The sequence below is a fragment of the Streptomyces sp. NBC_01515 genome (assembly GCF_045040345.1).
Lineage (GTDB): Bacteria > Actinomycetota > Actinomycetes > Streptomycetales > Streptomycetaceae > Streptomyces.
In genome coordinates this window covers 572866-593444 of record NZ_CP109416.1, presented here as the reverse complement: position 1 = coordinate 593444, position 20579 = coordinate 572866, and the positions used below count along the sequence as shown (strand labels likewise).

General features: G+C 70.3%; 25 protein-coding genes, 2 pseudogenes and 2 riboswitches. Of the genes and pseudogenes, 16 read left to right on the top strand and 11 right to left on the bottom strand.

What is annotated here, in order from left to right; genetic code table 11:
* The first annotated feature begins 23 nt into the window (after positions 1–23).
* Complete coding sequence (locus tag OG407_RS02295) at positions 24–848, top strand: hypothetical protein (protein WP_405854465.1); 825 nt, start codon at positions 24–26, stop codon at positions 846–848.
* Positions 849–861: 13 nt separating this feature from the next.
* Here the strand turns inward: OG407_RS02295 and OG407_RS02290 are convergent, their stop codons facing one another.
* Positions 862–2022, bottom strand: coding sequence for a hypothetical protein (locus OG407_RS02290; protein WP_405854463.1), 1161 nt, complete (start codon positions 2020–2022; stop codon positions 862–864).
* Positions 2023–2359: 337 nt separating this feature from the next.
* Here OG407_RS02290 and OG407_RS02285 point away from each other — a divergent pair, with 337 nt between their 5' ends.
* The 4 genes from OG407_RS02285 (at position 2360) to OG407_RS02270 (ending at position 4457) form a co-directional block, all read left to right on the top strand.
* Positions 2360–2686, top strand: a complete 327-nt coding sequence (locus tag OG407_RS02285) for a plasmid stabilization protein (RefSeq protein ID WP_405868249.1) — start codon at positions 2360–2362, stop codon at positions 2684–2686.
* A 49-nt stretch (positions 2687–2735) separates the two neighbouring features.
* Positions 2736–3080, top strand: a complete 345-nt coding sequence (locus OG407_RS02280) for a hypothetical protein (RefSeq protein ID WP_405854461.1) — start codon at positions 2736–2738, stop codon at positions 3078–3080.
* Positions 3081–3204: 124 nt separating this feature from the next.
* Positions 3205–3278, top strand: a riboswitch (cobalamin riboswitch).
* 57 nt (positions 3279–3335) lie between these two features.
* A complete protein-coding gene (locus OG407_RS02275; RefSeq protein ID WP_405854459.1) occupies positions 3336–3554 on the top strand; it encodes a CbtB domain-containing protein in 219 nt (72 codons plus the stop codon).
* A gap of 36 nt (positions 3555–3590) precedes the next feature.
* Entirely contained in the window at positions 3591–4457 is an 867-nt protein-coding gene (locus OG407_RS02270; protein WP_405854457.1) for a CbtA family protein, read from the top strand.
* Between the two features lie 79 nt (positions 4458–4536).
* Here OG407_RS02270 and OG407_RS02265 read toward each other — a convergent pair whose 3' ends face one another.
* The gene (locus OG407_RS02265) at positions 4537–5340 is read right to left on the bottom strand and encodes an SAM-dependent methyltransferase (RefSeq protein ID WP_405854455.1); all 804 of its coding nucleotides are present in this window, start codon (positions 5338–5340) and stop codon (positions 4537–4539) included.
* Positions 5341–5416: 76 nt separating this feature from the next.
* Positions 5417–6265 (bottom strand): universal stress protein, encoded by an 849-nt coding sequence (locus tag OG407_RS02260; protein WP_405854453.1) that lies wholly within the window; start codon positions 6263–6265, stop codon positions 5417–5419.
* 172 nt (positions 6266–6437) lie between these two features.
* Positions 6438–6651, top strand: a riboswitch (cobalamin riboswitch).
* A gap of 53 nt (positions 6652–6704) precedes the next feature.
* Between OG407_RS02260 and OG407_RS02255 the strand changes: the two genes are divergently transcribed.
* The 3 genes from OG407_RS02255 to OG407_RS02245 are packed head-to-tail and all read left to right on the top strand — an operon-like array spanning position 6705 to position 9567.
* Positions 6705–7766 (top strand): ABC transporter substrate-binding protein, encoded by a 1062-nt coding sequence (locus OG407_RS02255; RefSeq protein ID WP_405854451.1) that lies wholly within the window; start codon positions 6705–6707, stop codon positions 7764–7766.
* Positions 7763–8776: a FecCD family ABC transporter permease gene (locus OG407_RS02250; protein WP_405854449.1), complete on the top strand. Its 1014-nt coding sequence runs from the start codon at positions 7763–7765 to the stop codon at positions 8774–8776. Before OG407_RS02255 ends, OG407_RS02250 begins: the two co-directional genes overlap by 4 nt.
* On the top strand, positions 8773–9567 hold the full coding sequence (locus OG407_RS02245) for an ABC transporter ATP-binding protein (protein WP_405854447.1): 795 nt from the start codon (positions 8773–8775) through the stop codon (positions 9565–9567). Before OG407_RS02250 ends, OG407_RS02245 begins: the two co-directional genes overlap by 4 nt.
* Before the next feature lie 48 nt (positions 9568–9615).
* Here the strand turns inward: OG407_RS02245 and OG407_RS02240 are convergent, their stop codons facing one another.
* Positions 9616–10395, bottom strand: coding sequence for an SDR family NAD(P)-dependent oxidoreductase (locus OG407_RS02240; protein WP_405854445.1), 780 nt, complete (start codon positions 10393–10395; stop codon positions 9616–9618).
* Positions 10396–10533: 138 nt separating this feature from the next.
* On the opposite strand from OG407_RS02240, the gene OG407_RS02235 reads away from it, so the two are divergent.
* The 4 genes from OG407_RS02235 (at position 10534) to gap (ending at position 13275) form a co-directional block, all read left to right on the top strand.
* The gene (locus OG407_RS02235; protein WP_365304615.1) at positions 10534–10770 is read left to right on the top strand and encodes a hypothetical protein; all 237 of its coding nucleotides are present in this window, start codon (positions 10534–10536) and stop codon (positions 10768–10770) included.
* Entirely contained in the window at positions 10770–11147 is a 378-nt protein-coding gene (locus OG407_RS02230; protein WP_033281017.1) for a hypothetical protein, read from the top strand. The genes OG407_RS02235 and OG407_RS02230 overlap by 1 nt, the downstream gene beginning before the upstream one ends.
* A gap of 61 nt (positions 11148–11208) precedes the next feature.
* Positions 11209–12165, top strand: coding sequence for a GlxA family transcriptional regulator (locus OG407_RS02225; RefSeq protein ID WP_405854442.1), 957 nt, complete (start codon positions 11209–11211; stop codon positions 12163–12165).
* Positions 12166–12276: 111 nt separating this feature from the next.
* Positions 12277–13275 carry a type I glyceraldehyde-3-phosphate dehydrogenase gene (gene gap, locus OG407_RS02220; RefSeq protein WP_405854440.1) on the top strand — a complete coding sequence of 333 codons (999 nt, stop codon included), beginning with the start codon at positions 12277–12279 and terminating at the stop codon, positions 13273–13275.
* A 388-nt stretch (positions 13276–13663) separates the two neighbouring features.
* Here the strand turns inward: gap and OG407_RS02215 are convergent, their stop codons facing one another.
* The 4 genes and pseudogenes from OG407_RS02215 to OG407_RS02200 all read right to left on the bottom strand — a co-directional run.
* Positions 13664–14155, bottom strand: coding sequence for a GNAT family N-acetyltransferase (locus tag OG407_RS02215; RefSeq protein ID WP_405854438.1), 492 nt, complete (start codon positions 14153–14155; stop codon positions 13664–13666).
* A 25-nt stretch (positions 14156–14180) separates the two neighbouring features.
* The gene (locus OG407_RS02210; RefSeq protein ID WP_405854436.1) at positions 14181–14444 is read right to left on the bottom strand and encodes a hypothetical protein; all 264 of its coding nucleotides are present in this window, start codon (positions 14442–14444) and stop codon (positions 14181–14183) included.
* 132 nt (positions 14445–14576) lie between these two features.
* Positions 14577–15275, bottom strand: a complete 699-nt coding sequence (locus OG407_RS02205) for a CocE/NonD family hydrolase C-terminal non-catalytic domain-containing protein (RefSeq protein ID WP_405854434.1) — start codon at positions 15273–15275, stop codon at positions 14577–14579.
* Between the two features lie 49 nt (positions 15276–15324).
* A pseudogene (locus OG407_RS02200) lies at positions 15325–15378 on the bottom strand (hypothetical protein); the annotation flags it as partial.
* Between the two features lie 119 nt (positions 15379–15497).
* Between OG407_RS02200 and OG407_RS02195 the strand changes: the two are divergent.
* The 4 genes and pseudogenes from OG407_RS02195 to OG407_RS02180 form a co-directional block, all read left to right on the top strand.
* The gene (locus tag OG407_RS02195; RefSeq protein WP_405854432.1) at positions 15498–15863 is read left to right on the top strand and encodes an ArsR/SmtB family transcription factor; all 366 of its coding nucleotides are present in this window, start codon (positions 15498–15500) and stop codon (positions 15861–15863) included.
* Entirely contained in the window at positions 15847–16374 is a 528-nt protein-coding gene (locus OG407_RS02190) for an SRPBCC family protein (protein WP_405868247.1), read from the top strand. Before OG407_RS02195 ends, OG407_RS02190 begins: the two co-directional genes overlap by 17 nt.
* Positions 16374–17039 carry a dihydrofolate reductase family protein gene (locus OG407_RS02185; RefSeq protein ID WP_405854430.1) on the top strand — a complete coding sequence of 222 codons (666 nt, stop codon included), beginning with the start codon at positions 16374–16376 and terminating at the stop codon, positions 17037–17039. Before OG407_RS02190 ends, OG407_RS02185 begins: the two co-directional genes overlap by 1 nt.
* Before the next feature lie 35 nt (positions 17040–17074).
* Positions 17075–17350 (top strand): annotated as a pseudogene (locus OG407_RS02180) (ester cyclase); the annotation flags it as partial.
* A gap of 11 nt (positions 17351–17361) precedes the next feature.
* On the opposite strand, the gene OG407_RS02175 reads toward OG407_RS02180, so the two are convergent.
* The 3 genes from OG407_RS02175 to OG407_RS02165 all read right to left on the bottom strand — a co-directional run bounded on the left by OG407_RS02175 (position 17362) and on the right by OG407_RS02165 (position 20483).
* Positions 17362–18018 (bottom strand): response regulator transcription factor, encoded by a 657-nt coding sequence (locus OG407_RS02175; RefSeq protein ID WP_327406809.1) that lies wholly within the window; start codon positions 18016–18018, stop codon positions 17362–17364.
* 45 nt (positions 18019–18063) lie between these two features.
* The gene (locus tag OG407_RS02170; RefSeq protein WP_405854428.1) at positions 18064–19824 is read right to left on the bottom strand and encodes a sensor histidine kinase; all 1761 of its coding nucleotides are present in this window, start codon (positions 19822–19824) and stop codon (positions 18064–18066) included.
* Positions 19825–19937: 113 nt separating this feature from the next.
* Positions 19938–20483 (bottom strand): hypothetical protein, encoded by a 546-nt coding sequence (locus OG407_RS02165; RefSeq protein ID WP_405854426.1) that lies wholly within the window; start codon positions 20481–20483, stop codon positions 19938–19940.
* Between the last annotated feature and the right edge of the window lie 96 nt (positions 20484–20579).

Sequence of the window (20579 nt, the reverse complement as noted above, 5' to 3'; positions counted from 1 at the left end):
TCAAAGGATATTGAAGGACATTGATGGAGAGTCACAAAAAGGATGAGAAGAAGCAGGAGCCGAAGCGCAAGGTGCTCGATCTGACCGCTGTGCAGGTGGTGGCGAGTGCGCTTGCCACCGTGGTGGGCGCGGTGATTGCGTCCCTGTTGGGGGTGGCCGGGACGATCATCGGCGCCGCCGTGGTCAGCGCCAGCGCCACCACCGGCGCGGCGGTCTTCCAGCACGCCTTCCGACGTACGGGCGAGGGGATCCGCAGAAGGGTGCCGTCGGTCGCGATGGCGCTGACACCGAGTGAGGAGCGGGCCGTACAACGCGCGGACGCCCGGGCGGCGTTCGCGCTACGGGACGGCACCTCGGCCGGTGCCGCGACACCGGCAGACGACCCCTCCGACGATGCCGCCGAAGCCTCCGCCGACGAATCGGTCACCACCTATCGATCCACGTCCGGGTCCTTCTGGCGGTCCATCGGCTGGAAGAAGTTCGCCCTGGCGACCGGCCTGGTGTTCGCCCTGGCGATGGTCACGGTGACCGCGGCGGAAATCGTCATGGGCAAGCCGATCGCGGCCGCGGTGAGAAACGAATCCGGCAGCGGAACGTCGCTGGGCGGCGGTTCGGCCGGAAAGAGTGCTCCCGCACACAGCCCGACACCCACGCCGCTCACGTCCAGCAGCGCGGGGTCGTACTCGGGCGGCACGGCCTCGCCGTCCGCGAGCGCGGAGCCGGAGAACAGCGCCGGCTCCAGTGCCAAGCCGAGCCACAGCGCCGCCTCCAGCCCCGCGGCCTCGGCGTCGAGCGTGCCGTCCGCGAGCGGTGACGCCGTGAACGGCTCCGACGCCACCGCGAATTGAGCGGGGGCCGACCCTACTGAGGCGCCTGGTTCGCGTCGGCCAGCGCCCGGTGATCGGGATGGCCGGGAAGGTCCAGCTGCCGGCCGAACCGCCGCGAGGCGAGCAGCGCCAGCAGCGCCGTGAGCGCCGCCAGTGCGGCCAGTGCGGCCATCAGACCCGCGAACCAGGGCGGCGCGGCGGTGATCCGCAGCGCCTGGGAGAGGCGCGAGGAGTGGAACCGCCCGTCGAACAACTGGAGGGCGGCCAGCGCGGCCGGCACCACCACGGACATGGCGAGCACGAACAGGCCGCCGTGCAGGACCAGCGCCGGTGCCAGCAGGACGCACAGGATCGAGACACCGAGCGCGAACCCGTAGGCGGTGCCGGAGGCTCCGTCACGGTGCAGCGGGAAGTACGACAGCCCGCACAGGATGAGCGCCGTCGCCGCGATCAGCCTCGGCCAGACCGGGGGAGCGGTGCGGCGGGTGGCGGTACGCGGACGTCGTGGGCGGCGCTGACGAGCGGCCGGACGGTCACCCGCGGGTTCTGGATCGTGCGTGTCCGCCGGGGTCCGTCCGGGTGTCTCGTACAGCGGAGCCGTAGACCGCTCCGCCGTCGGTCCCGGGGCCCGGGCGGACGCGTCCTGTTCCTCGGCCAGGCGGCCGATCAGCTGGACGAGTTCCTCGACGGGCCGGCCGGCCGCGGCCCGTACCGCCTCCTCGCCGCAGTGCGGCTCCACCGGAGCCCGCTGGAGCAGGGCCATCAGCCGGGTGACCTCTTCCACGGGCCGGCGTTCGGCCGCAGCGCGGATCGCCTCGTCGGCGGCGTCGGGACTGCGCGGCGGCTGGGTCAGCAGGGTCACGAGTCGGGTGACGTCCTCCACGGACCGGTCGACACCGACCGCACGCAGGGCGTCGACGGTGGCCTGCGCGTACTTCGGTGACTGCTCCAGCAAGGTGATGAGCTGGAGCACCTCGTCGAGCGGCCGGTCGGCGACGGCGGCATGCACCAGGCGGTGCATCGGATCGACGTTCTCGCCCTCGGGGCCGGTCTGAGCGGGACCCTCTTGCGTCGGACGTGACGTCGGCGGCGTTCCGTCGGCCGGCCCTCCGTCGGAGGGCGCGAACGCGTGGGCCGCGGTGCCGTGAGGTATGTCGGGTTGGTCCGGGCTGGGCGAGAAAGAGCGGATGGTCATGCTCGGCTCCATGAAGAGGGTGATGCTGCTATCGCCCCCCGAAGCGCGATGAACAAGCTGATCCAGTCCATTACTAGGCGGCCACCCGCCACCCCGCCACGCGAGTACGCCACCCGTGTGACCCCGGCCCGCCGCCCTGCGCCTCCGCAGCGCCCGCGCACTCATCCGTTCGGTGGCTGTCTGCTCGCACCGCGCGCGGGCCGTGCGTCAGATGGAATCAACGCGTTCCGGGGACCGCGTGAGAAGCGGCGGACGCCGGGTACCTGGGAAATCACCGGAAAACGGGTCGGGTACGGCCGAGCCGGACCGCACCCGCGAGGAAAGGAAGGTGAGCGCCGTGCCGCGAGGTTCCAGCGCGAAGCGCGAGCGTCAGTACGAGCACATCAAGGATGGCGCCGAGAAGCGAGGTGTCTCCGAGGGCAGGGCGAAGGAGATCGCCGCCCGCACCGTGAACAAGGAGCGCGCCCGCGCCGGTGAGTCCGCGACCGCGAGCAGGACATCCACCCGAGACCCGAAGTCCGCCCCGCGACGCGGCGGTGAGCGCTCCCACAGTGGGGCGCGGGGACCGACGAAGGACCAGCTCTACGCGGAGGCCAAGAAACGCGGTGTCGACGGCCGTTCGTCGATGAACAAGCAGCAACTGGCCAAGGTCCTCGGCTACTGACCGACCTGACCGCCGCCGTACTCGAAGAACACAAGGAGAGTGACCCCCGATGGCCACCGTGTCCCTCACCGGAGCGTCCAAGGAGGACGCCACCACCGTCTTCGGCGTCCTGCGGACGGCGTTCCCCACCGACCGGCCCTCCGACGACGTGCCCCAGGAGACGCCGGGCGACCGCACCGCCGTATGGACCGCCGAGTTCGAGCCGACGCAGGAATGGATCCCGACCGACCCCATGCCCCTGGAGGGCTCGGTCTCCGCCACGCTCCAGGGCGGCTACGTCGCCGTCGGCCAGCTGCGTGAGGCGCTGAGCGTCGCGTTCGCCGTGGACGAGCGGGGCACGGCGTCCGGAGACCAGGAACAGGAGGTCGACCTGAGGCTCACGTCGAAGCGGTGACGGGAGGGGCGCCGGCAGGCAACTCCCAGCGCACACACGGTTCTGTCATGAGCCGTACGCGGAACGGGCCTGATTGACGGCCTGGAGAGACGCGCCGTACTCTCCCCCTGTAGTGATGGCATAAGGAAGCTGGTGGAATTCCAGCACGGTCGCGCCACTGTGAGCCCGCCGCCGGTAGGTGGAGGGCGAGTCAGACACTGAACCTTCACTCGCCCGTACACGCAAGGGACGCACGATCCCGAAGGAGGGCTCACCTTGAGCAGCAGCATTTCCACCACCCGTCCGGTGTCCACGCCGGTTGTCCTGCCGGTCTCGAAGTCGATCGTCTGGCTGGTCGGCACCGCGCTGATCGCCCTGGCCATCTACTACTTCGTCGGTGTCGACCAGGGCGCCGTGTCGGTGTTCGGCAACGACATGCACGTCCACGAGTTCGTCCACGACGCCCGGCACTTCCTCGGCTTCCCCTGCCACTGACCCTCCGCCGGCACCTGGACGTACGGACAACTCGACATGGAAAAGAAGCTCATACTGCGCGGCATACTCGCCGGCGCAGTGGCGGGCCTGCTCGCCTTCGTGTTCGCGCGCATCTTCGCCGAGCCACAGATCGCCAAGGCCATCGACTACGAGAGCGGCCGTGACGCCGCCCAGAGCGCCCTGGACAAGGCGGCAGGCCTGCCCGTCGAGGGCCACGAACACGAACTCTTCAGCCGCACCATCCAGGCCAACGTCGGCATCGGCGTCGGCATGATCTTCTTCGGCATGGCGATGGGTGCCCTGTTCGCCGTCGCCTACACCGTCTGCCTCGGTCGCACCGGCGGGCTGCGTGCACGCAACCTGGCGCTCCTCGTCGCCGGCGGCGGATTCCTCGGCATGTACCTGGTGCCGTTCCTCAAGTACCCGGCCAACCCGCCCGCGATCGGTCACGAAGAGACCATCCAGCAGCGCAGCGCCCTGTACCTGATCATGGTCGTGTGCTCCGTCGCCTTCCTCGCGGGAGCCGTCTACCTCGGCAAGCACCTCCAGGCCCGCTTCGGCAACTGGAACGCGACCCTCCTCGCCGGCGCCGCGTTCGTCGTCGCGATCGGGATCGTCATGCTGCTCCTGCCGCAGCTGGGCCATCTCTCGTACAACAAGGCCAACTTCGGCAACCAGGCCACCGAGACACCACTGCCGCTGAAGGACGACAAGGGCACCATCGTCTACCCGGGCTTCCCCGCCGACGTGCTCTTCACCTTCCGCTTCTACTCGGTCGCCGCGCAGCTCATCCTCTGGACGGCCCTCGGCCTGATCTTCGCCCCCCTCGCCGAACGCCTCCTCAACCCCGCGCGCCCGGACGCCACCGCACCCTCCCAGGAGCCGGACCCCGTCCCGGCGTAAGGGCCTCTTCCACCTTTTCTCCTTCTACGGCGAGCGCGGTGATCGATGCGATCACCGCGCTCGGTCCGTGACTTGGGGCTCACGGTTTGCGGGCGACCCCGACGTACAACGGGATCTCGTCGGTCTCGCTGTGCTGTTTTCCGGGCTCGGGGTGCCAGCGCGCGGCGAGTTCTATGCCGGGGGCGACAAGCTCAAGTCCCCTGAAGAAACCGGTGAATTCGGCGCGTGAGCGTACCTGGGCGGGTGTGCCGCCCTTGCGGTAGACCTCGACGACGCGCTCCCAGGTCTCCGGATCGAAGTCTCCGGTCGCGTGGGACAGGGCCAGGTAGCTCCCGGATGTAAGGGAGTCGAGCAGTTCACCCACGATGCGATGGGGATCGTCCTCGTCCGCCACCAGGTGCAGGAGGGCCATCAGGGACAGGGCGATCGGCTGCTCGAAGTCCAGCTGCTCCTTCGCCGCCGCGAGGATCTTCCCCGGCTCGCGCACGTCGGCCTGGATGTAGGTGGTGCTGCCCTCGGGCGTGCTGTGCAGAAGCGCCTCGGCATGCCTGAGGACGATCGGGTCGTTGTCCGCGTAGACCACGCGGGCACGGGGGTTGATCGCCTGGACCACCTGGTGGAGGTTCGGGCGGGTGGGTATTCCGGTGCCGATGTCCAGGAACTGGCTGATTCCCCGCTCCGCCAGCAGCCGCGAGGCCCGGTGCATGAAGTCGCGGTTCACCCGCGCCATCTGCCTGACGGCGGGGAACAGGGAGATGACCTTCTCGGCGGCTTCCCAGTCGACGGGGTAGTTGTCCTTGCCGCCCAGGAAGTAGTCGTACATGCGGGCCGACTGGGGCTTGCCGGTGTCCACGTCGTCCGCGCTGAATCCCGCATCCGTCACTTCGGTTCTCCTGTTGCCCAACGGCCTTTGTCGCCAGGTGAGTTCGGGCCCGCGAGTGTAACGCGCGGAGCTGGTCTCAGGTGCGGTGGGGGACCACGGCCACCGGGCACGCGGTGTGTTCCAGTACGGCGTGCAGGGTGGGCCCGAGTGTCGTGCCCGCGCGGCCGATCACCAGCAGTTCCGCCGAGGCCGGGACCGACGCCTGGACCAGGGCGGCCGCCGGGCTCTGGAGACGGAGATCCTCGTAGACACCCACGTGCGGATACTTCTCCCGCCAGGGCCGCAGCGCGTCCGAGAGGCGTTGCGTCTCCTGGTCCTCCCAGCGTCCTCGGTCCTTCTCGGGCGGTGCGTACGGCATCCAGTGCTCGGCGGGCGAGGGCAGCCGCCAGGCGTGGACGACGTGCAGGCCGGTGTCGCGTCGGCAGGCGGCGTCGAAGGCGAAGTCGACGACGGCGCCGGGGAGTTCGCCGCCGTCGACCCCCAGCGTCACGCCGTACGGTGACCGCGGGCGACGGCTGTGGACGGACCCGCTCGGCACCAGCACCACCGGCCGCTCGGAGTGCTCGGCGACCCCGTGGGCCACGGAACCGAGGGCCAGGCCCGCGAAACCGCCCGTACCGCGCAGCCCGAGGACCGTGCAGTCCGCCTCGGCGGTCAGGGGGAGCAGGGCCGGCACGACCTCTCCGGTGAGGGCGACCACCTCGGCCCGGAGTTCGGGGTGGTCCTTCGCGAGGGACGTGACGAGGGCGTCGGGAGAGGGCTCGCGGAAGTAGGGCCAGGTGGTGAGGAGTTGCTCGTCGGGGAGTGTCGAGACGTGGACGACCCGCAGGGCGAGTCCACGCAACCCGGCTTCCGTTGCTGCCCAGTCGGCCGCGATGCGACTGTCCGCGGAACCGTCGACACCGACAACGATCAGTTGGGCCATGGCCGTTGGACCTCCGTGCGAGCGGGTCGGGGCCTCTACGATCCGCCGCGCGGAGCGTGCCGCACAGGGGTCGGACGGAACCGGGGGAAAGTCCAGCGGTACCGGTACAGAGCGGCAGTGGTTCAGGAGCACCTCCGTGCCGCACCCCGCAGCGGGAGCCGACCGCCGATCTTGATACGTTGGCCGGGCCAGTCGCGCCACAACCGAGGCCAGGGAATCCGGTGGGAATCCGGAACTGACGCGCAGCGGTGAGGGGGACGGGCGGGGCAATCCACGCCACTGGGGCGACGCGGGCCGGCCGAGGGAGCCGGTGTGCGACGCGCCGGGAAGGCGCCCCGTCCGGACGAACCCGAGTCCGAAGACCTGCTGGCACCTTCTCGCCCTCGGCGAGGGGGAGTTCGTAGGCCAGGCTCCGCGTTCGAGCCCCGACAGGCAAGGCATGCCCGTGATCCGTACCGCCCCCGTCCCACTGCGCCGCCGTACCGCGGCCCTCCTCGTCGCGCCCGCCCTGCTGCTCACCGCGTGCGGCGGATCCGACGGCGACAGCGCCGACGGCGAGACGGAGAAGTCCGCCGCGGGCTTCCCGCTCACGCTCACCGACTGCGGGCACAAGGTCACGGTGAAGTCGGCCCCCGAGCGGGTCGTCTCCCTCAACCAGGGCACCACCGAGATCCTGCTCTCCCTCGGCCTCGCCGACCGCATCGCCGGCACCGCCACCTGGACCGACCCGGTGCTCAAGGGCCTGGAGAAGGCGAACGCGAGCGTGCCGCGCCTCGCCGACAACGCCCCCTCCTTCGAGAAGGTCCTCGACGCCGAACCCGACTTCGTCACCGCCTCCTTCGTCTCGACGCTCGGCAAGGGCGGAGTCGCGACCCGCGAACAGTTCGAGAAGCTGGGCGTGCCGACGTACGTCTCGCCGTCCGACTGCGCGGGCAAGGACAACGACAGCGGTGGCGACGGTTCGCGCAGCACACCGCTCACGCTCGACAGCGTCTACGGCGAGATACGCGACCTGTCCCGCGCGATGGGCGTGAAGGCGCGCGGCGACCAGCTCGTGGCCCAGCTGAAGGCGCGGGTGACCAAGGCCACCACCGGCCTCGACGCCTCCGACACCACCCTCATGTACTGGTTCGCCAACGCTCAGTCGCCCTACCTGGCGGGCTGCTGCGGCGCCCCCGGCGCCATCACCCGCACCGTCGGAGCGAAGAACGCCTTCTCCGACACCCACGACGAGTGGCCCCAGATCAACTGGGAGACCGTCGCCGACCGCGACCCCGACGTCATCGTCCTCGGCGATCTGACCCGCAAGTCGCAGACCGCCGAGACCGCCAAGGCGAAGATCCACTTCCTGGAGACCAACGCGGCCACCCGCAACCTCACCGCCGTCAAGAAGAAGCGGTACATCCTGCTCAGCGGCCAGGCGATGAACCCCTCCATCCGCACCGTCGAAGGGATCGAGCAGGTCGCCGCAGGCCTGCGCGACTTCGGACTCGCCAAGTGACCGTCCGCACCCTGCTGTTGACGGGTGGCGGGCTCATCGCGCTGCTGGTCTCCGTGGCCTTCGCGGTGACCATCGGCCCCGCCGACATCTCCACGGCCGACGTGTGGGCGTCCATCGCGTCCCACCTCGGCGGCGGCGAGAGCACGCTCGCCCCGCTCAGGGACGGCATCGTCTGGGACCTGCGCATGCCGCGCACGCTGCTCGCCGCCGTCTGCGGTGCCGGGCTCGCGTTGTGCGGCGCGGTCATGCAGTCCCTGCTGCGCAATCCGCTGGCGGACCCGTTCGTGCTCGGCGTCTCGTCCGGGGCGTCCACGGGGGCGGTCGCTGTGGTCGTGCTCGGGGTGGGCGGCGGGGCGGTGTCGCTGGCGGCGGGCGCGTTCGTCGGTGCCCTGCTCTCCTTCGGGCTGGTGATGCTGCTCAGCCACAGCCTCGGCGCGAGCATGGACCGGGTGGTGCTGTCCGGCGTGGCGGCCATGCAACTCTTCTCCGCGCTCACGTCGTTCACGGTGCTGACGTCGGCGGACGCCGAGACCACCAAGGGTGTGCTCTTCTGGCTGCTCGGCTCGCTGTCCGGCGCGGACTGGGGTCAAGTGCTGCTGTGCGCGGGCGCGTTGGCGCTCGTGCTGGTCGTCTGCCTGGGCCATGCCACCACGTTGGACGCGTTCGCCTTCGGCGAGGAGGCAGCGGCAGGCCTCGGCGTGAACGTCGCCCGAACCCGGCTGATCCTGCTGTGCGCCACCGCGCTGCTCACCGCCGTCCTGGTCAGCTGCGCCGGGGCGATCGGCTTCGTCGGCCTGGTCCTGCCGCATGTCACCCGTGCGTTGACCGGTTCCGGGCATGTACGACTGCTGCCGGTCACCACGCTGACCGGAGCCGTCTTCCTGGTGTGGGTGGACACCCTCGCCCGTACCGTCGTCGATCCCCAGGAGGTGCCGGTGGGGGTGGTGACGTCACTGATCGGCGTACCCGCGTTCGTGATTGTCCTGCACCGAGGTCGGAGCAAGACATGAGCACCCGCGCTCCGGACACCGGCCTGCACGCGGACCGGGTGGCCCGCCGCACCGACGGCCAACTCATCGTCGACGGCGTCACGCTCGCCCTGCACCCCGGCGAGACCGTCGGCCTCCTCGGCCCCAACGGGTCAGGAAAATCAACCCTGTTGCGCCTACTGGCCGGTGTCCTCCCGACCTCCACCGGAGTCGTCACGCTGGACGGTCTTCCGCTCCCCGAGATCGGGCGCCGCGCGACCGCCCGCCGTATCGCCACCGTCGAGCAACACACCCACACCCAGACCGAGTTGACCGTCCGCGAGGTCGTCGCCCTCGGCCGCATCCCGCACCGCCGCGCCTGGTCACCGGCGTCGGCCGCCGACGCCCACGCCGTCACCGAGGCCCTCGAACGCACCGGGTTGATCGACCGGGCCGCCCAGTCCTGGCACACCCTCTCCGGCGGCGAACGCCAACGCGCCCAGATCGCCCGCGCGTTGGCCCAGGAACCCCGCGAACTCCTGTTGGACGAGCCGACCAACCACCTGGACATCCAGCACCAGTTGGACCTGCTGGACCTGATCGCCGACCTCCCGGTCACCACCGTGATCGCCCTCCACGACCTCAACCTCGCCGCGATGCACTGCGACCGCCTACTCGTCCTCGACACCGGCCGCACGGTCGCCGAGGGCACCCCGACCGAGGTCCTCACCCCGGCCCTGATCATGGACGTCTACGGGGTCCGTGCCGAGGTCAGTCACGACCCTGGGCATCCTGTGATTCGTTTTCTGCGGCGGGGGAGCGGGGCGTCGTAGCGGCGGGCGACCCCTTCTCCAACTGGCCGAGGTGCAGCCGGTGTTGGGCTAGTGCACGGAGAATCCGCCGTCCACGAAGACCGACTGCCCGGTGACGTAAGCGGAGGCGCGGCTCGCCAGGAACACCGTCGCGCCCGCGAAGTCCTCGGCGAGGCCGTTGCGGCCGATCAGGGTGCGGGCGGCCAGGGCCGTCACCATCGCAGGGTTGGACGAGAGTCGTTCGTTGAGCGGGGTCATCACGAAACCCGGGACCAGGGTGTTGCAGGTGACGCCGTGGGGGGACCAGGCCTCGGCCTGGGAGCGGGCCAGGGACTCCAGTGCGCCCTTGGAGACGCCGTAGGCGCCGCTCTGGGCGAACGCGCGGTGGGCCTGCTGGGAGGTGATGTGGATGATGCGGCCGAAGCCCCGTTCGGCCATGCCGGGGCCGAAGCGCTGGCCCAGGAGGTGGGGGGCCTCCAGGTTCAGGGCCATCGTGGTGTCCCATACCTCCTCGCTCAACTCACCCATCGGCGGGCGCAAGTTGACGCCGGCGCTGTTCACGAGGATGTCCGGCTCGCCGAACACCTCGGCTGCCGCTTCCGCCGCCGCCCGGACACCGTCCCGGGTGCTCAGATCGGCGCTCACCCACGCCGCCCGGCAGCCCGCCGCCGTCAACTCGTCGACCGTGACGGTCAGTTCCTGCTCCTTGCGTGCCACTACGACCACGCTCGCCCCCGCCCGGGCGAGTGCCCCGGCGGCGGCCCGGCCGATGCCGGAGCTGCCGCCGGTCACGACGGCGACTCGGCCGTCGAGTGAGAACAGTTCGGAGAGGTAGTCGTTGGAGAGCATTGCCGCAGCTTAGGCGCCGGGTCCGGGCGGGTGGGACGGGGCCCTGTCGGACGTGGGCCGACAGCCCCGCACCCCTGCCGTGTCGGCTCTGATGGCATGCCCCTCGCACCGGCGGCACCAACTAGGTACCATCGCAGCATGCCATCACTGAATGTGTCCTTCACCGAAGAGGAACTTGACGGAGTGCGTGCGGCCGCCGCGGCCGAGGGGAAGAGCCTCAAGCAGTATCTGCACGACCTCGGTGTGCGCGAGATGCAGCGCGGCCGGTTCGTCGCCGGCGCGTCCGTGTGGGCCGAGCGGCTGCGCGGGGAGTTCGACGACGCCTTCCCCGACGAGGTGCCGCCTTCCGAGCGTGACGGGGCCGCGGCCGCCTGATGCACCTGTACATCGACGTCTCCTGGCTGCTCGACGTCCAGGAGGCCGCCCTCGGCCGCGAGGACATGTCGGTCTCCGACTACTCCGCGCTCGTGGCCGCCGTATCCCGGCACAAGACCAAGCTGCCGACCCTCGCCGCCGCCGACCCGGACGCCGCCTGGCGGGCCGCCGCGCTCATGCACACCATCGTGCGCCTGGAGCCACTGCCGCACCGCAACAGCCTCTACGCCGCGTTCGTCGCCGCCCAGTACATGGGCCAGTCCGGGGAGGGGATCGACCCGCCCTACGGCGCCCTCTCCGACCTTGTCCGCAAGATCCGGGACACGCGGGTCGGGGTCCTCGCCGTCGCCGATCAGTTGCGGTCCTGGAAGGTCTGACCTGCGGCGACCTGCTACGGCTCCGCGAACGTGGGCCCGTAACCCTGCGTAGGCTGTCCCCGTGTCTTCTGCCCGTCTGCGTCGCGTCGCCGTCCTCGTCCTCGAAGGCGCCAAGCCGCTCGACGTCGGAATCCCCGCGCAGGTGTTCACGACGCGGGCGAGCATGCCGTACGAGGTGCGGTTGTGCGGTGCGGCGCCCGGACTGGTGACCGGGGGCGACGGGCTGTCGTACCACGTGGCCGATGGTCTCGACGCGCTGACCTGGGCCGACATCGTGTTCCTGCCCGGGTACCGGTTCCCGGACCGGGAGGATCCGCCGCAGGGTGTCCTGGACGCGCTGATCGCCGCGCACGACCGGGGCGCGCGGCTCGCCGCGATCTCGACCGGGGCCTTCGCGCTCGCCGCCACGGGGCTGCTCGACGGGAAGCGCGCCACGACGCACTGGCACTACACGCGGGCGCTCGCGACGAAGTACCCGCACGTCCAGGTCGACGAGAACGTCCTGTTCGTCGACGAGGGCAGCGTGCTGACCTCGGCGGGCGCCGCCTCGGGCATCGACCTGTGCCTGCACATCCTGCGCGGCGACCTCGGGGTGGCCGCGTCCAATCACGCGGCCCGGCGCCTGGTCGCGGCCCCCTACCGCAGCGGCGGTCAGGCGCAGTACGTGCCGCGCAGTGTGCCCGAGCCGCTCGGTGAACGGTTCGCCGCGACCCGCGAGTGGGCGCTGCACCGGCTCGGCGAACCCCTCACCCTGGAGACGCTCGCCCGGCAGGCCGCGGTCTCGCCGCGCACCTTCTCGCGGCGCTTCGTCGACGAGACCGGCTACACGCCGATGCAGTGGGTCATGCGCGCCCGTATCGACATGGCCCGTGAGCTGCTCGAACGGTCCGAGCGCAGCGTCGAGCAGATCGCCGCCGACGTCGGTCTCGGCACCGGTGCGAATCTCCGGCTGCACTTCCACCGTCTCCTCGGTACGACGCCGAGCGAGTACCGGCGGACCTTCGCGCAGGGGGAGTAGCCCGGCCCTCCTCGGGGGTGTGGCGGGATCCTTTTGAACCATGGCGATCGCGCCACTGTCCGCGACGGCTGCCGCGCGCGAGCCTGGTGGGGAACCGAAGGGACTTAACTCATGACTCGCATTGCCATCAATGGATTCGGCCGCATCGGACGCAATGTGCTGCGCGCCCTGCTCGAACGCGACAGCGAGCTGGAGGTCGTCGCCGTCAACGACCTTACGGAGCCCGCCACTTTGGCGCGACTGCTCGCCTTCGACACGACGTCCGGCCGGCTCGGCCGCCCCGTGACCGTCGACGGGGACACCCTTGTCGTCGACGGCCGGCGCATCAAGGTCCTCGCCGAGCGCGAACCGGCCGACCTGCCCTGGGCCGAACTCGAAGTGGACCTCGTGCTGGAGGCCACGGGCCGTTTCACCTCCGCCAAGGCCGCCCGCGCCCACCTCGACGCGGGCGCGCGCAAGGTACTCGTCAGCGCGCCCTCGGACGGCGCCGACGTCACCCTCGCGTTCGGGGTCAACAACGACGCCTACGACCCGGCCACGCACACGATCGTCTCGAACGCCTCCTGCACGACCAACGCGCTGGCACCCCTCGCCGCGGTGCTGGACGAACTCGCCGGTATCGAGCACGGCTTCATGACCACGGTGCACGCCTACACGCAGGAGCAGAACCTGCAGGACGGCCCGCACCGGGATGCCCGCCGAGCCAGGGCCGCCGCGGTCAACATCGTGCCGACCACGACGGGCGCCGCGAAGGCGATCGGGCATGTACTGCCCAACCTGGAGGGCAAGTTGTCGGGCGACTCGATCCGCGTGCCCGTGCCGGTGGGCTCGATCGTCGAACTCAACACCACCGTCTCCCGGGACGTGACCCGCGAGGACGTGCTCGCCGCCTACCGCACCGCGGCCGACGGGCCCCTTGCCGGCGTCCTCGAATACTCCGACGACGCGCTCGTCTCCTCCGACATCACCGGCAACCCGGCGTCGTCGATCTTCGACTCCGCCCTCACCCGCGTCGACGGCCGCCATGTGAAGGTCGTCGCCTGGTACGACAACGAGTGGGGCTTCTCGAACCGTGTGATCGACACACTCGAACTCCTCGCCGCGGGCTGACCGGCCGTGCGGCCGCGTTGATCGTCAGGGCCGGGGGGAGGGGGACAGGGGGACCGGCGGTGTCGTAGTGCCTCGCCATGCCCGTTCCACCAAGCCCCCAAGTGCCCGCTGTGTCCCGCCGAGCCCGTCAACTCGGGCTCGGCGTCGGTGACTTGCCCACCGGAACGCACAACGCGATCACGGACGTGCCCGGCATCCGTCGGGGTGTTCGCGGGCAACGGCTACGGCAAGCTCCTCGGTAGCACGTAGCACGTAGCACGTAGCACGTAGCACGCAGCACGCCGAACTCGGCGCCGTACGGTCGCTCCCGCTGACGTGGGTGTTATCCCTTGCCTGCGCCGGAGCTTCCTGCCCTGTTGGAGTGAGTGCCTCTGAGTTGGTGCTGGACCTAGACGTCGCGCCGGTACCAAGTGCCTTGCTTGCCGCCGATGTCGGACGGGTGGGCGGGACCGACCGGGGTGAAGCCGGCCTTGGCCAGGACCCTTTGGGATGCGATGTTCTCGTGGGAGGTGGCCGCTCTGATCGTGCGTAGGGCGTGTTGTGAGGCGGCCAGTCGGCACAGTTCCTTGACGGTTGCCGTTGCCACGCCGCGACCGGTGACGTGTTGCGCCACCCGGTAGCCGAGTGTCGCCGTGTGTTCCTCGGTGATGTCGACCAGGTTGAATCTGCCGAGGACCGAGCCGTCCTCGGCGACGAGCACGTAGAAGGCGCAGATGCCGGCCTCCTGTTCGGCCAGCAGGGCGTCGAAGCCGGCGGTGAACTCGTCGAAGTAGGCGTCGCCGCGGTCGGAGATCGAGGTGGCGAAGTAGGCGCGGTTGGCCAACTCGAAGGTCAGGACCGCCGGGGCGTGGGCGGCGCGGAGTGGCTGTAGTTCGGGCATGTTCCTGGCCTGTTCGGGGAGTTGGTCACTTCCTGACGAGGAAGCAGGTGCCGTCCGGGTCCCGTGTCTCCGGCACGCCCAGGTAGGCGAGGTTTTGGACGAAGCGCCGGCGGGAGACGGGCATGGCGCCGGCCGAGTAGAGGTAGCTCGCGTACATGCGCTCGGTGGGCTCCTGGCCCGACCAGGTCAACTCCTCGGTCAGCCAGCGCACCACGCCGGGATCGACCGGGCGGACCTCGCCGGAATCGAAGGTGTGATGGTACTGCGGGCATTCGACTTCGCTGGGCATGTGGGCCATTGAAGCCCGCCGGCCCCTTGAGCCACATCGGCCTGAGGTCGTAAGGGACGCCCGGAATACCCGCGATGGTTCTACGGGATGTCCCTTAGTGCGTCAGCGGCAAGTGCCCCAGTGGCTGGTGCGTCAACGGCCCACCAGGTTGGGTCGGTTCGGTCGGCCGAGCGGCAGGATCGCCGCGGAGGGGTGGGCCGGGGTGTGGAGTACTCGCTGGTCGGCTGCGCGGAGCGTGGTGGCGGTCGCCCGGGGTTCCCTTGTGTCGAGGTTGCGGTTGTAGCGGGGGAAGGCGCCGCTGGAGATCTGGACGCGGATGCGGTGACCGCGCTTGAAACGGTAGGCCGTCGGCCAGAGTTGGACTTTCGCGCAGGTCGTGTCGTCGGCTTCGGTGAGGCTGATCAGGCCGTCGGAGACGTTCGTGGATCGGCCTTTCTCGTCCACGTCACAGAGGCGCACGAACACATCGGCGTCCGCAGGCTGGAGCGGAACCAGATCGGCGCACGGGTGAGCGCGGTCGGGAGGTCTGCGGGGCCGAGGGGGTCCGCGCCGTCGATCACCCAGTTGTTGACGGGCGTGGCGGCTCCGCCCGCGATGAGCTCCGAGAGGTCGTCCGCCGTCTGCTGGTTTGTTGAGGGTGCTGGTCATGGCGAAGGCGCAGGAGCCGGTCAGTAACGGGCGGTAGAAGGAGCGGTGTTCCGCGAAGTGCCGCGTCGGCGCGGCCACTCCCTCGGAGGTGTCGCCGCCGTCTCCGGCCCGGGGGAGCAACTCCCGTCGCACCAGGTCGATCGCGGCTTCCGTCAGGAGAGTGGCGCGGTCCCCGAACTGCATGCAGGTAGACGAGGCGACGGCTGACGTTTGCCGCCTCGGCGAGATCGGTGACCGGGATGTCCGTGGTGCCGCGCTCGCTCACGAGGCGCACCGCGGCCGCCATGAGGGCCGCGCGGGAGCGCCGGACCCTTCTGCGCATGACCGCATGACCGCATGACCGCACGGGTGCACGGGTGCGCCATGAGCCGTTGACACATGCTGATATAGGCATACGATGGCGCCATGGCACGAGCGGCGACGACCTCGGATGCGTTCAACGCGATAGCCGAACCGCAGCGGCGGGAGATCCTGCTGCTCCTGCGGGGCGGCGAGCGGCCGGTGACCGAGCTGGCGCGGAACCTGGGGATGACCCAGCCGCAGGCGTCCAAGCACCTGCGGGTGCTCCGGGAGGTCGGGCTGGTGCGGGTCCGCGGGGCGGGCAAGCAGCGGCTGTACGACCTGGACGCCAGCGGGCTGCGGCCGGTCCACGAGTGGGTGGGCGGCTTCGAGCGGTTCTGGAGCGGGAGCTTCGAGCGGCTGGACGAGTACGTGCAGGAGCTGAAGCAGACAAGGCAGGAGGAGGGACCAGATGATGGCGACGAGCAGTAGCGGCGGCGATGCCGCGCACGCGGCCGTGACCGCGGACCGCGAGGTCGTGATCTCCCGGGTGATCGGCGCCCCGCGGGAGTTGGTGTTCGAGGCGTTCACGCGCGTCCGGCACCTGTCGCGGTGGTGGGGACCGGAAGGCTTCACCACTACGACGCGGTCCTTCGAGTTCCGCGTCGGCGGGGCCTGGGACTTCGTGATGCACGGGCCGGACGGGACCGACTACCAGGAGTGGATCACCTGGCGGGAGATCGTCCCGCCCGAGCGGATCTCGCTGCTGCATGGTGAGTCGCGTGACGACCCGAACGCCTTCGAGTCGGTCCTGGCCTTCGAGGCGGCCGGTGACGAGACCCGGATCGTGATGCGCACGGTGTTCCCCACCAAGGAACTCCGCGACGAGGCGGTGGAGAAGTACCACGCGATCGAGGGCGGCGAGCAGACGCTGGGCAACCTGGCGGCCTACGTCGCCGAACTCGCCCGGAACGAGATGGACTTGAAGGGAGCGGAGAGCTGATGGCCGGGAAGGTGTTCTTCAGTGTGACGATGTCCCTGGACGGCTTCATGGCGCCGGAGGACGTGCCCGTCGACTACGTGTTCTCGCCCGAGGGGCAGAGCGACCCGAGGATCCACCGCTGGATGGCGAAGTGGTCGGAGCTGCAGGCCTGGGTGTTCCCGCTGCGGTTCTTCCGGGAGAACCTGAAGCTGGGCGAGGGCGGCGAGGAGGGCCGCGACAACGACATCGCGCGGGAGGCGTTCGAGCGCACGGGCGCGAGCGTCATGGGCAGGCGCATGTTCGACGGCGGTGAGCTGTCCTGGCCGGAGGATGCGCCGTTCCACACCCCGGTGTTCGTCCTCACCCACACCGGGCGCGACCCGTGGGAGCGGCCGGGCGGCACCACCTTCCACTTCGTCGACGACGGCATCGAGAGCGCCCTCGACCGGGCCCGCGAGGCCGCCGGTGACCGCGACGTGCGCATCGCCGGCGGCGCCGAGACGATCCAGCAGTACCTGGACAGCGGCCTGGTCGACGAGTTCTCGATCGCGCTCGCGCCCGTGCTGTTCGGCGCCGGCATCCGCCTGTTCGACCACGTGGACCCCGACCGGCTCACGCTGGACCAGACCCGGACGGAGACGTCGTCCCGGGTGACCCACCTGACGTACACCGTCGGCAAGCGGTAGCACCTCACCTCCCCTCGTCTCCCCCCGACAAGGCGGGTGCCCTGGAGCTGTACAAGGTGTTGCGGGCCGCGTTCCCCGACTTCCACGCGGTGATGCACTGGCAGGCGGCCGAGGGGAACCTCGTGACCACGTACAAGACCTACCACGGCACGCACGAGGGCGAGTTCTTCGGAATCGCCCCCACCGGCAAGGCGATCGAGTTCGAGACCGTGGACGCGATGCGTGTGGTCGACGGGAGGATCACGGAGCACTGGGGCGTGGCCAACCTCTTTTCCCTCATGGAGCAGTTGGGAGCCAGGCCCGGCGGCTGACGAGCCGCGGATCAGCTCGGTCCCAGCCCCGCGTCCCGCGCCAACAGGGCCGCCTGGACCCGGTTCTCGCACCGCAGCTTGGTCAGGATCCGGCTGACGTACGTCTTCACCGTCGCCTCGCTCACATGGATCCGCTCGCCCGCGTCGGCGTTCGACAGGCCTTCGCCGAGCAGCGCGAGCACTTCGAGTTCCCGGGTGCTGAGCGACTCCAGACGCCGGCGCGCCTCCTCGCCGCGCGCCGCCGCCCGGCCCGAGGCGAGTTGGTCGACCACGTGACGCGTGGCGGCCGGTGACAGATACGCGTCCCCGGCCGCGGCCGCCCGTACCGCCTGGATCAGTTCGGCCGGCGCCGAGTCCTTCAGCAGGAACCCGGCGCCGCCCTGACTCAGCGCCCGCAGCACGTTCTCCCGCTCACCGAACGTCGTCAGGATCAGCGGACGTACGGCCGGTGCCACCCGCCGCAGTTCGGCCAGTGCGGACAGCCCGTCCAGCACGGGCATCTGGATGTCGAGCAGGGCCACGTCGACGGCGTGCGCGCGGACCAGGTCGACCGCCTCACGGCCGTTGGCCGCCTCCGCGACGACATCGATGTCGTCGGCGGAGGTGAGGATCATCCTGATGCCCGCCCGGATGAGGGGTTCGTCATCCGCGACGAGGACTCTGATCACGATTCTCCTGCGGGACGTGCGACGGGGGCGACGGGCGGCCCAAGACTACGACTTGGTCGCGAAGGCCCGCTTCTCGATCAGTTTGCCGTCCTTGAAGCAGAAGCGGAAGGCGGGCATCTTCCCTCCTCCGGTCGGCCAGTTCTCCGTGGAGAGATACGACGAGCAGGCTGCCCCCCGCGGCTTGGCGGGCGCCTCGTCGCCCAGGGCCGGGGCCAGGAACGACTTTCCGTGCGGCAGCCTGTCCCGTACGGCCGTCTCGGAGTCCCCGACCTTCACCGACTCGTAGACCTTCGGATCGAGCATGAGCTTGTCGCCCTCCTTCCCCACCAGGTTGACGATCAGCACGACGGCAAGCACCCCGAGAACCACGAAGGCCAGCACGGCGCCGCCGCATCCGATCACGACACCCTTCTTCTTGCGTCCCATGGCGATGTCGAACTCCTTCTGCCTGTCCGGCGCACCGGACCAGTCGATGTCCGCACCACCGTCGCCCGGCACCGCCCCCTCGCTCTGCCCCCGGAAGTCGTTCGCCGTATCGACGAAGGTCGCTCCGTCCGGCCTGGGGTCCGCCGGCCACCGGCCGCTGTCCGACGCGCGCGGCGACCGGGGACCGTAGGGCAGCACGCCCGCGATGCGGAACCCGCCGTCCGCCGCGGGCCCCGCGTGCACCATGCCGCCGACCAGCCGGGCCCGTTCCTGCAGTCCCGTCAGCCCCTGCCCGCCGCTCACCACGGGCCGCCGTACGGCCGAAGTCAGCGCGGGCATCGGCCCGTTGGCCACCTCGACGACCAAGGAGTCCGGCTCGTAACGCAGTTCGACGGCGATCGCGGCGCCCTGCGCGTGCTTCAGGGCGTTGGTCAACGCCTCCTGCACGATCCGGAACGCCGCATGGTCGGCGGCGGGAGCCAGCGGACGTGCCTGGCCCGTACGCCGCAGCGCTACGACCGTCCCCGCGCCCCGTGACGCGTCCACCAGGCCGTCGATCCCCGCCACGCCCCGGGACTGGGGCTCCAACTCGGTTTCCGCGTCGCGCAGTTGATCGGGGGTGCCGTCACGCAGGATGCCGACCGCCTCCCGCAGTTCGTGCATCGCGGTCACGGACGCTTCCCGCAGTACGCCGACCACCTCGCGCTGCCCGCCCGTCAGCTCGCGGTCGACCTCCAACGCGCCCGTATGCACGGCGATCAGGGCCAGTTGGTGGCCGAGACTGTCGTGCATGTCCTGCGCTATGCGCTGCCGTTCACGCAGGCGCGAGTGGGACGCGATCATCTCGCGCTCGCGCAGGAGCTGGGCGTTGTGCTCGTGCAACGCGCGCATCAGCGTGCGGCGTTGGGCACGGTTGCGACTGGCCAGGCCGGGCACGACCCCCGTCGCCAGGAACGCGAGCGTGGTGAACACCAGCGTCTGCACGCCGGACAGCGGCTGCGAGGGACTGGGGACGGACAGCCCGACGTAGAGGACGTAGGTGGCCGTGAAGAACGCGAGTGCCCGGCGCGGTGCGTCGATCCGCGCGCCCGCCGACCAGCTCACCACGATCAGCACGAACCCGAAACCACCGAGCACACCGGCGACCGCGCCGGTGACGAGCAGGGCACCGGCGGGGAACGCCCGCCGCAACAGGGAGATCACCGCGGCGACGGCCCCGACGGCGATCATCCGCAGGGCGCCGTCGCCCGTCTGGGTCACGCCCATGCACAGGGCCAGGACGACGGCCAGCACCGTCTCGCCGACGATCTGCCGCCGGGACCACATGCCTGCCGCGCCCAGTCGGCTCCGGACATCGAGGGCCATCGTCTTCGCATTCACGCGCCAACGGTATGCAGCAATGCCCGCGCGCACAGCATCCGTTCGTCGCATCCACGAACGACCAAAGTCGTACGGTCCGAGGCCGACGCGGGTTCGCCCGCGCACTGGTCCCGTCAGCCGCCGTTCTTGAAGGACGTGACCTGGCACTGCACCTTGTTCTTGTCGAAGTCGGGCAGAGCCATGCTGTCTCCGCTGACCATGGCCCAATTCCCGTCGGAGACGACGCTCTTGATGCCGTGGCTGTTCATGCACCGCACCATGGCGAGTACGCCGTCGCTGTAGCGCGGGTTCTTCGCCGGGTCCATCTCCACCGGCTGCAGCGGGTATTTCGAGTCGCAGGCCTTGATCGCGGGACTGTTCGCCGGAGCCTTCCTGCCGGACGGCACGCCATGTTCCTCAAGACAGTGACTCCAGGCGTCCCAGAGCCTGTTGACGTCTTCCTGGCTGTCGTCGAGACGGATCCGCACGTGCCCGGCGTCCGGGGCGGCGGCGGTTGAGGCATGCGCGGAGGGGGTCGCGATGGAGGCGACGCCTTCGTCACGGGTTCCGCCCCCGCCACCACCGCAGGCGGCGAGCAGCACGAGGGTCGCACCCGAGGCGACGACGGTCAGCAGGGGAGCGGTGACGCCTCGGTGAAGGGAAGGGAGGGAGGAGGACATGCCGTCAACGTGCCGTCCACGTATGAAGATTCTGTCAGCGACCGATCAGCGTTTGATCAGTGTTCTGTCCGGTCGTCTCCCGTTGTACGGCGCCTC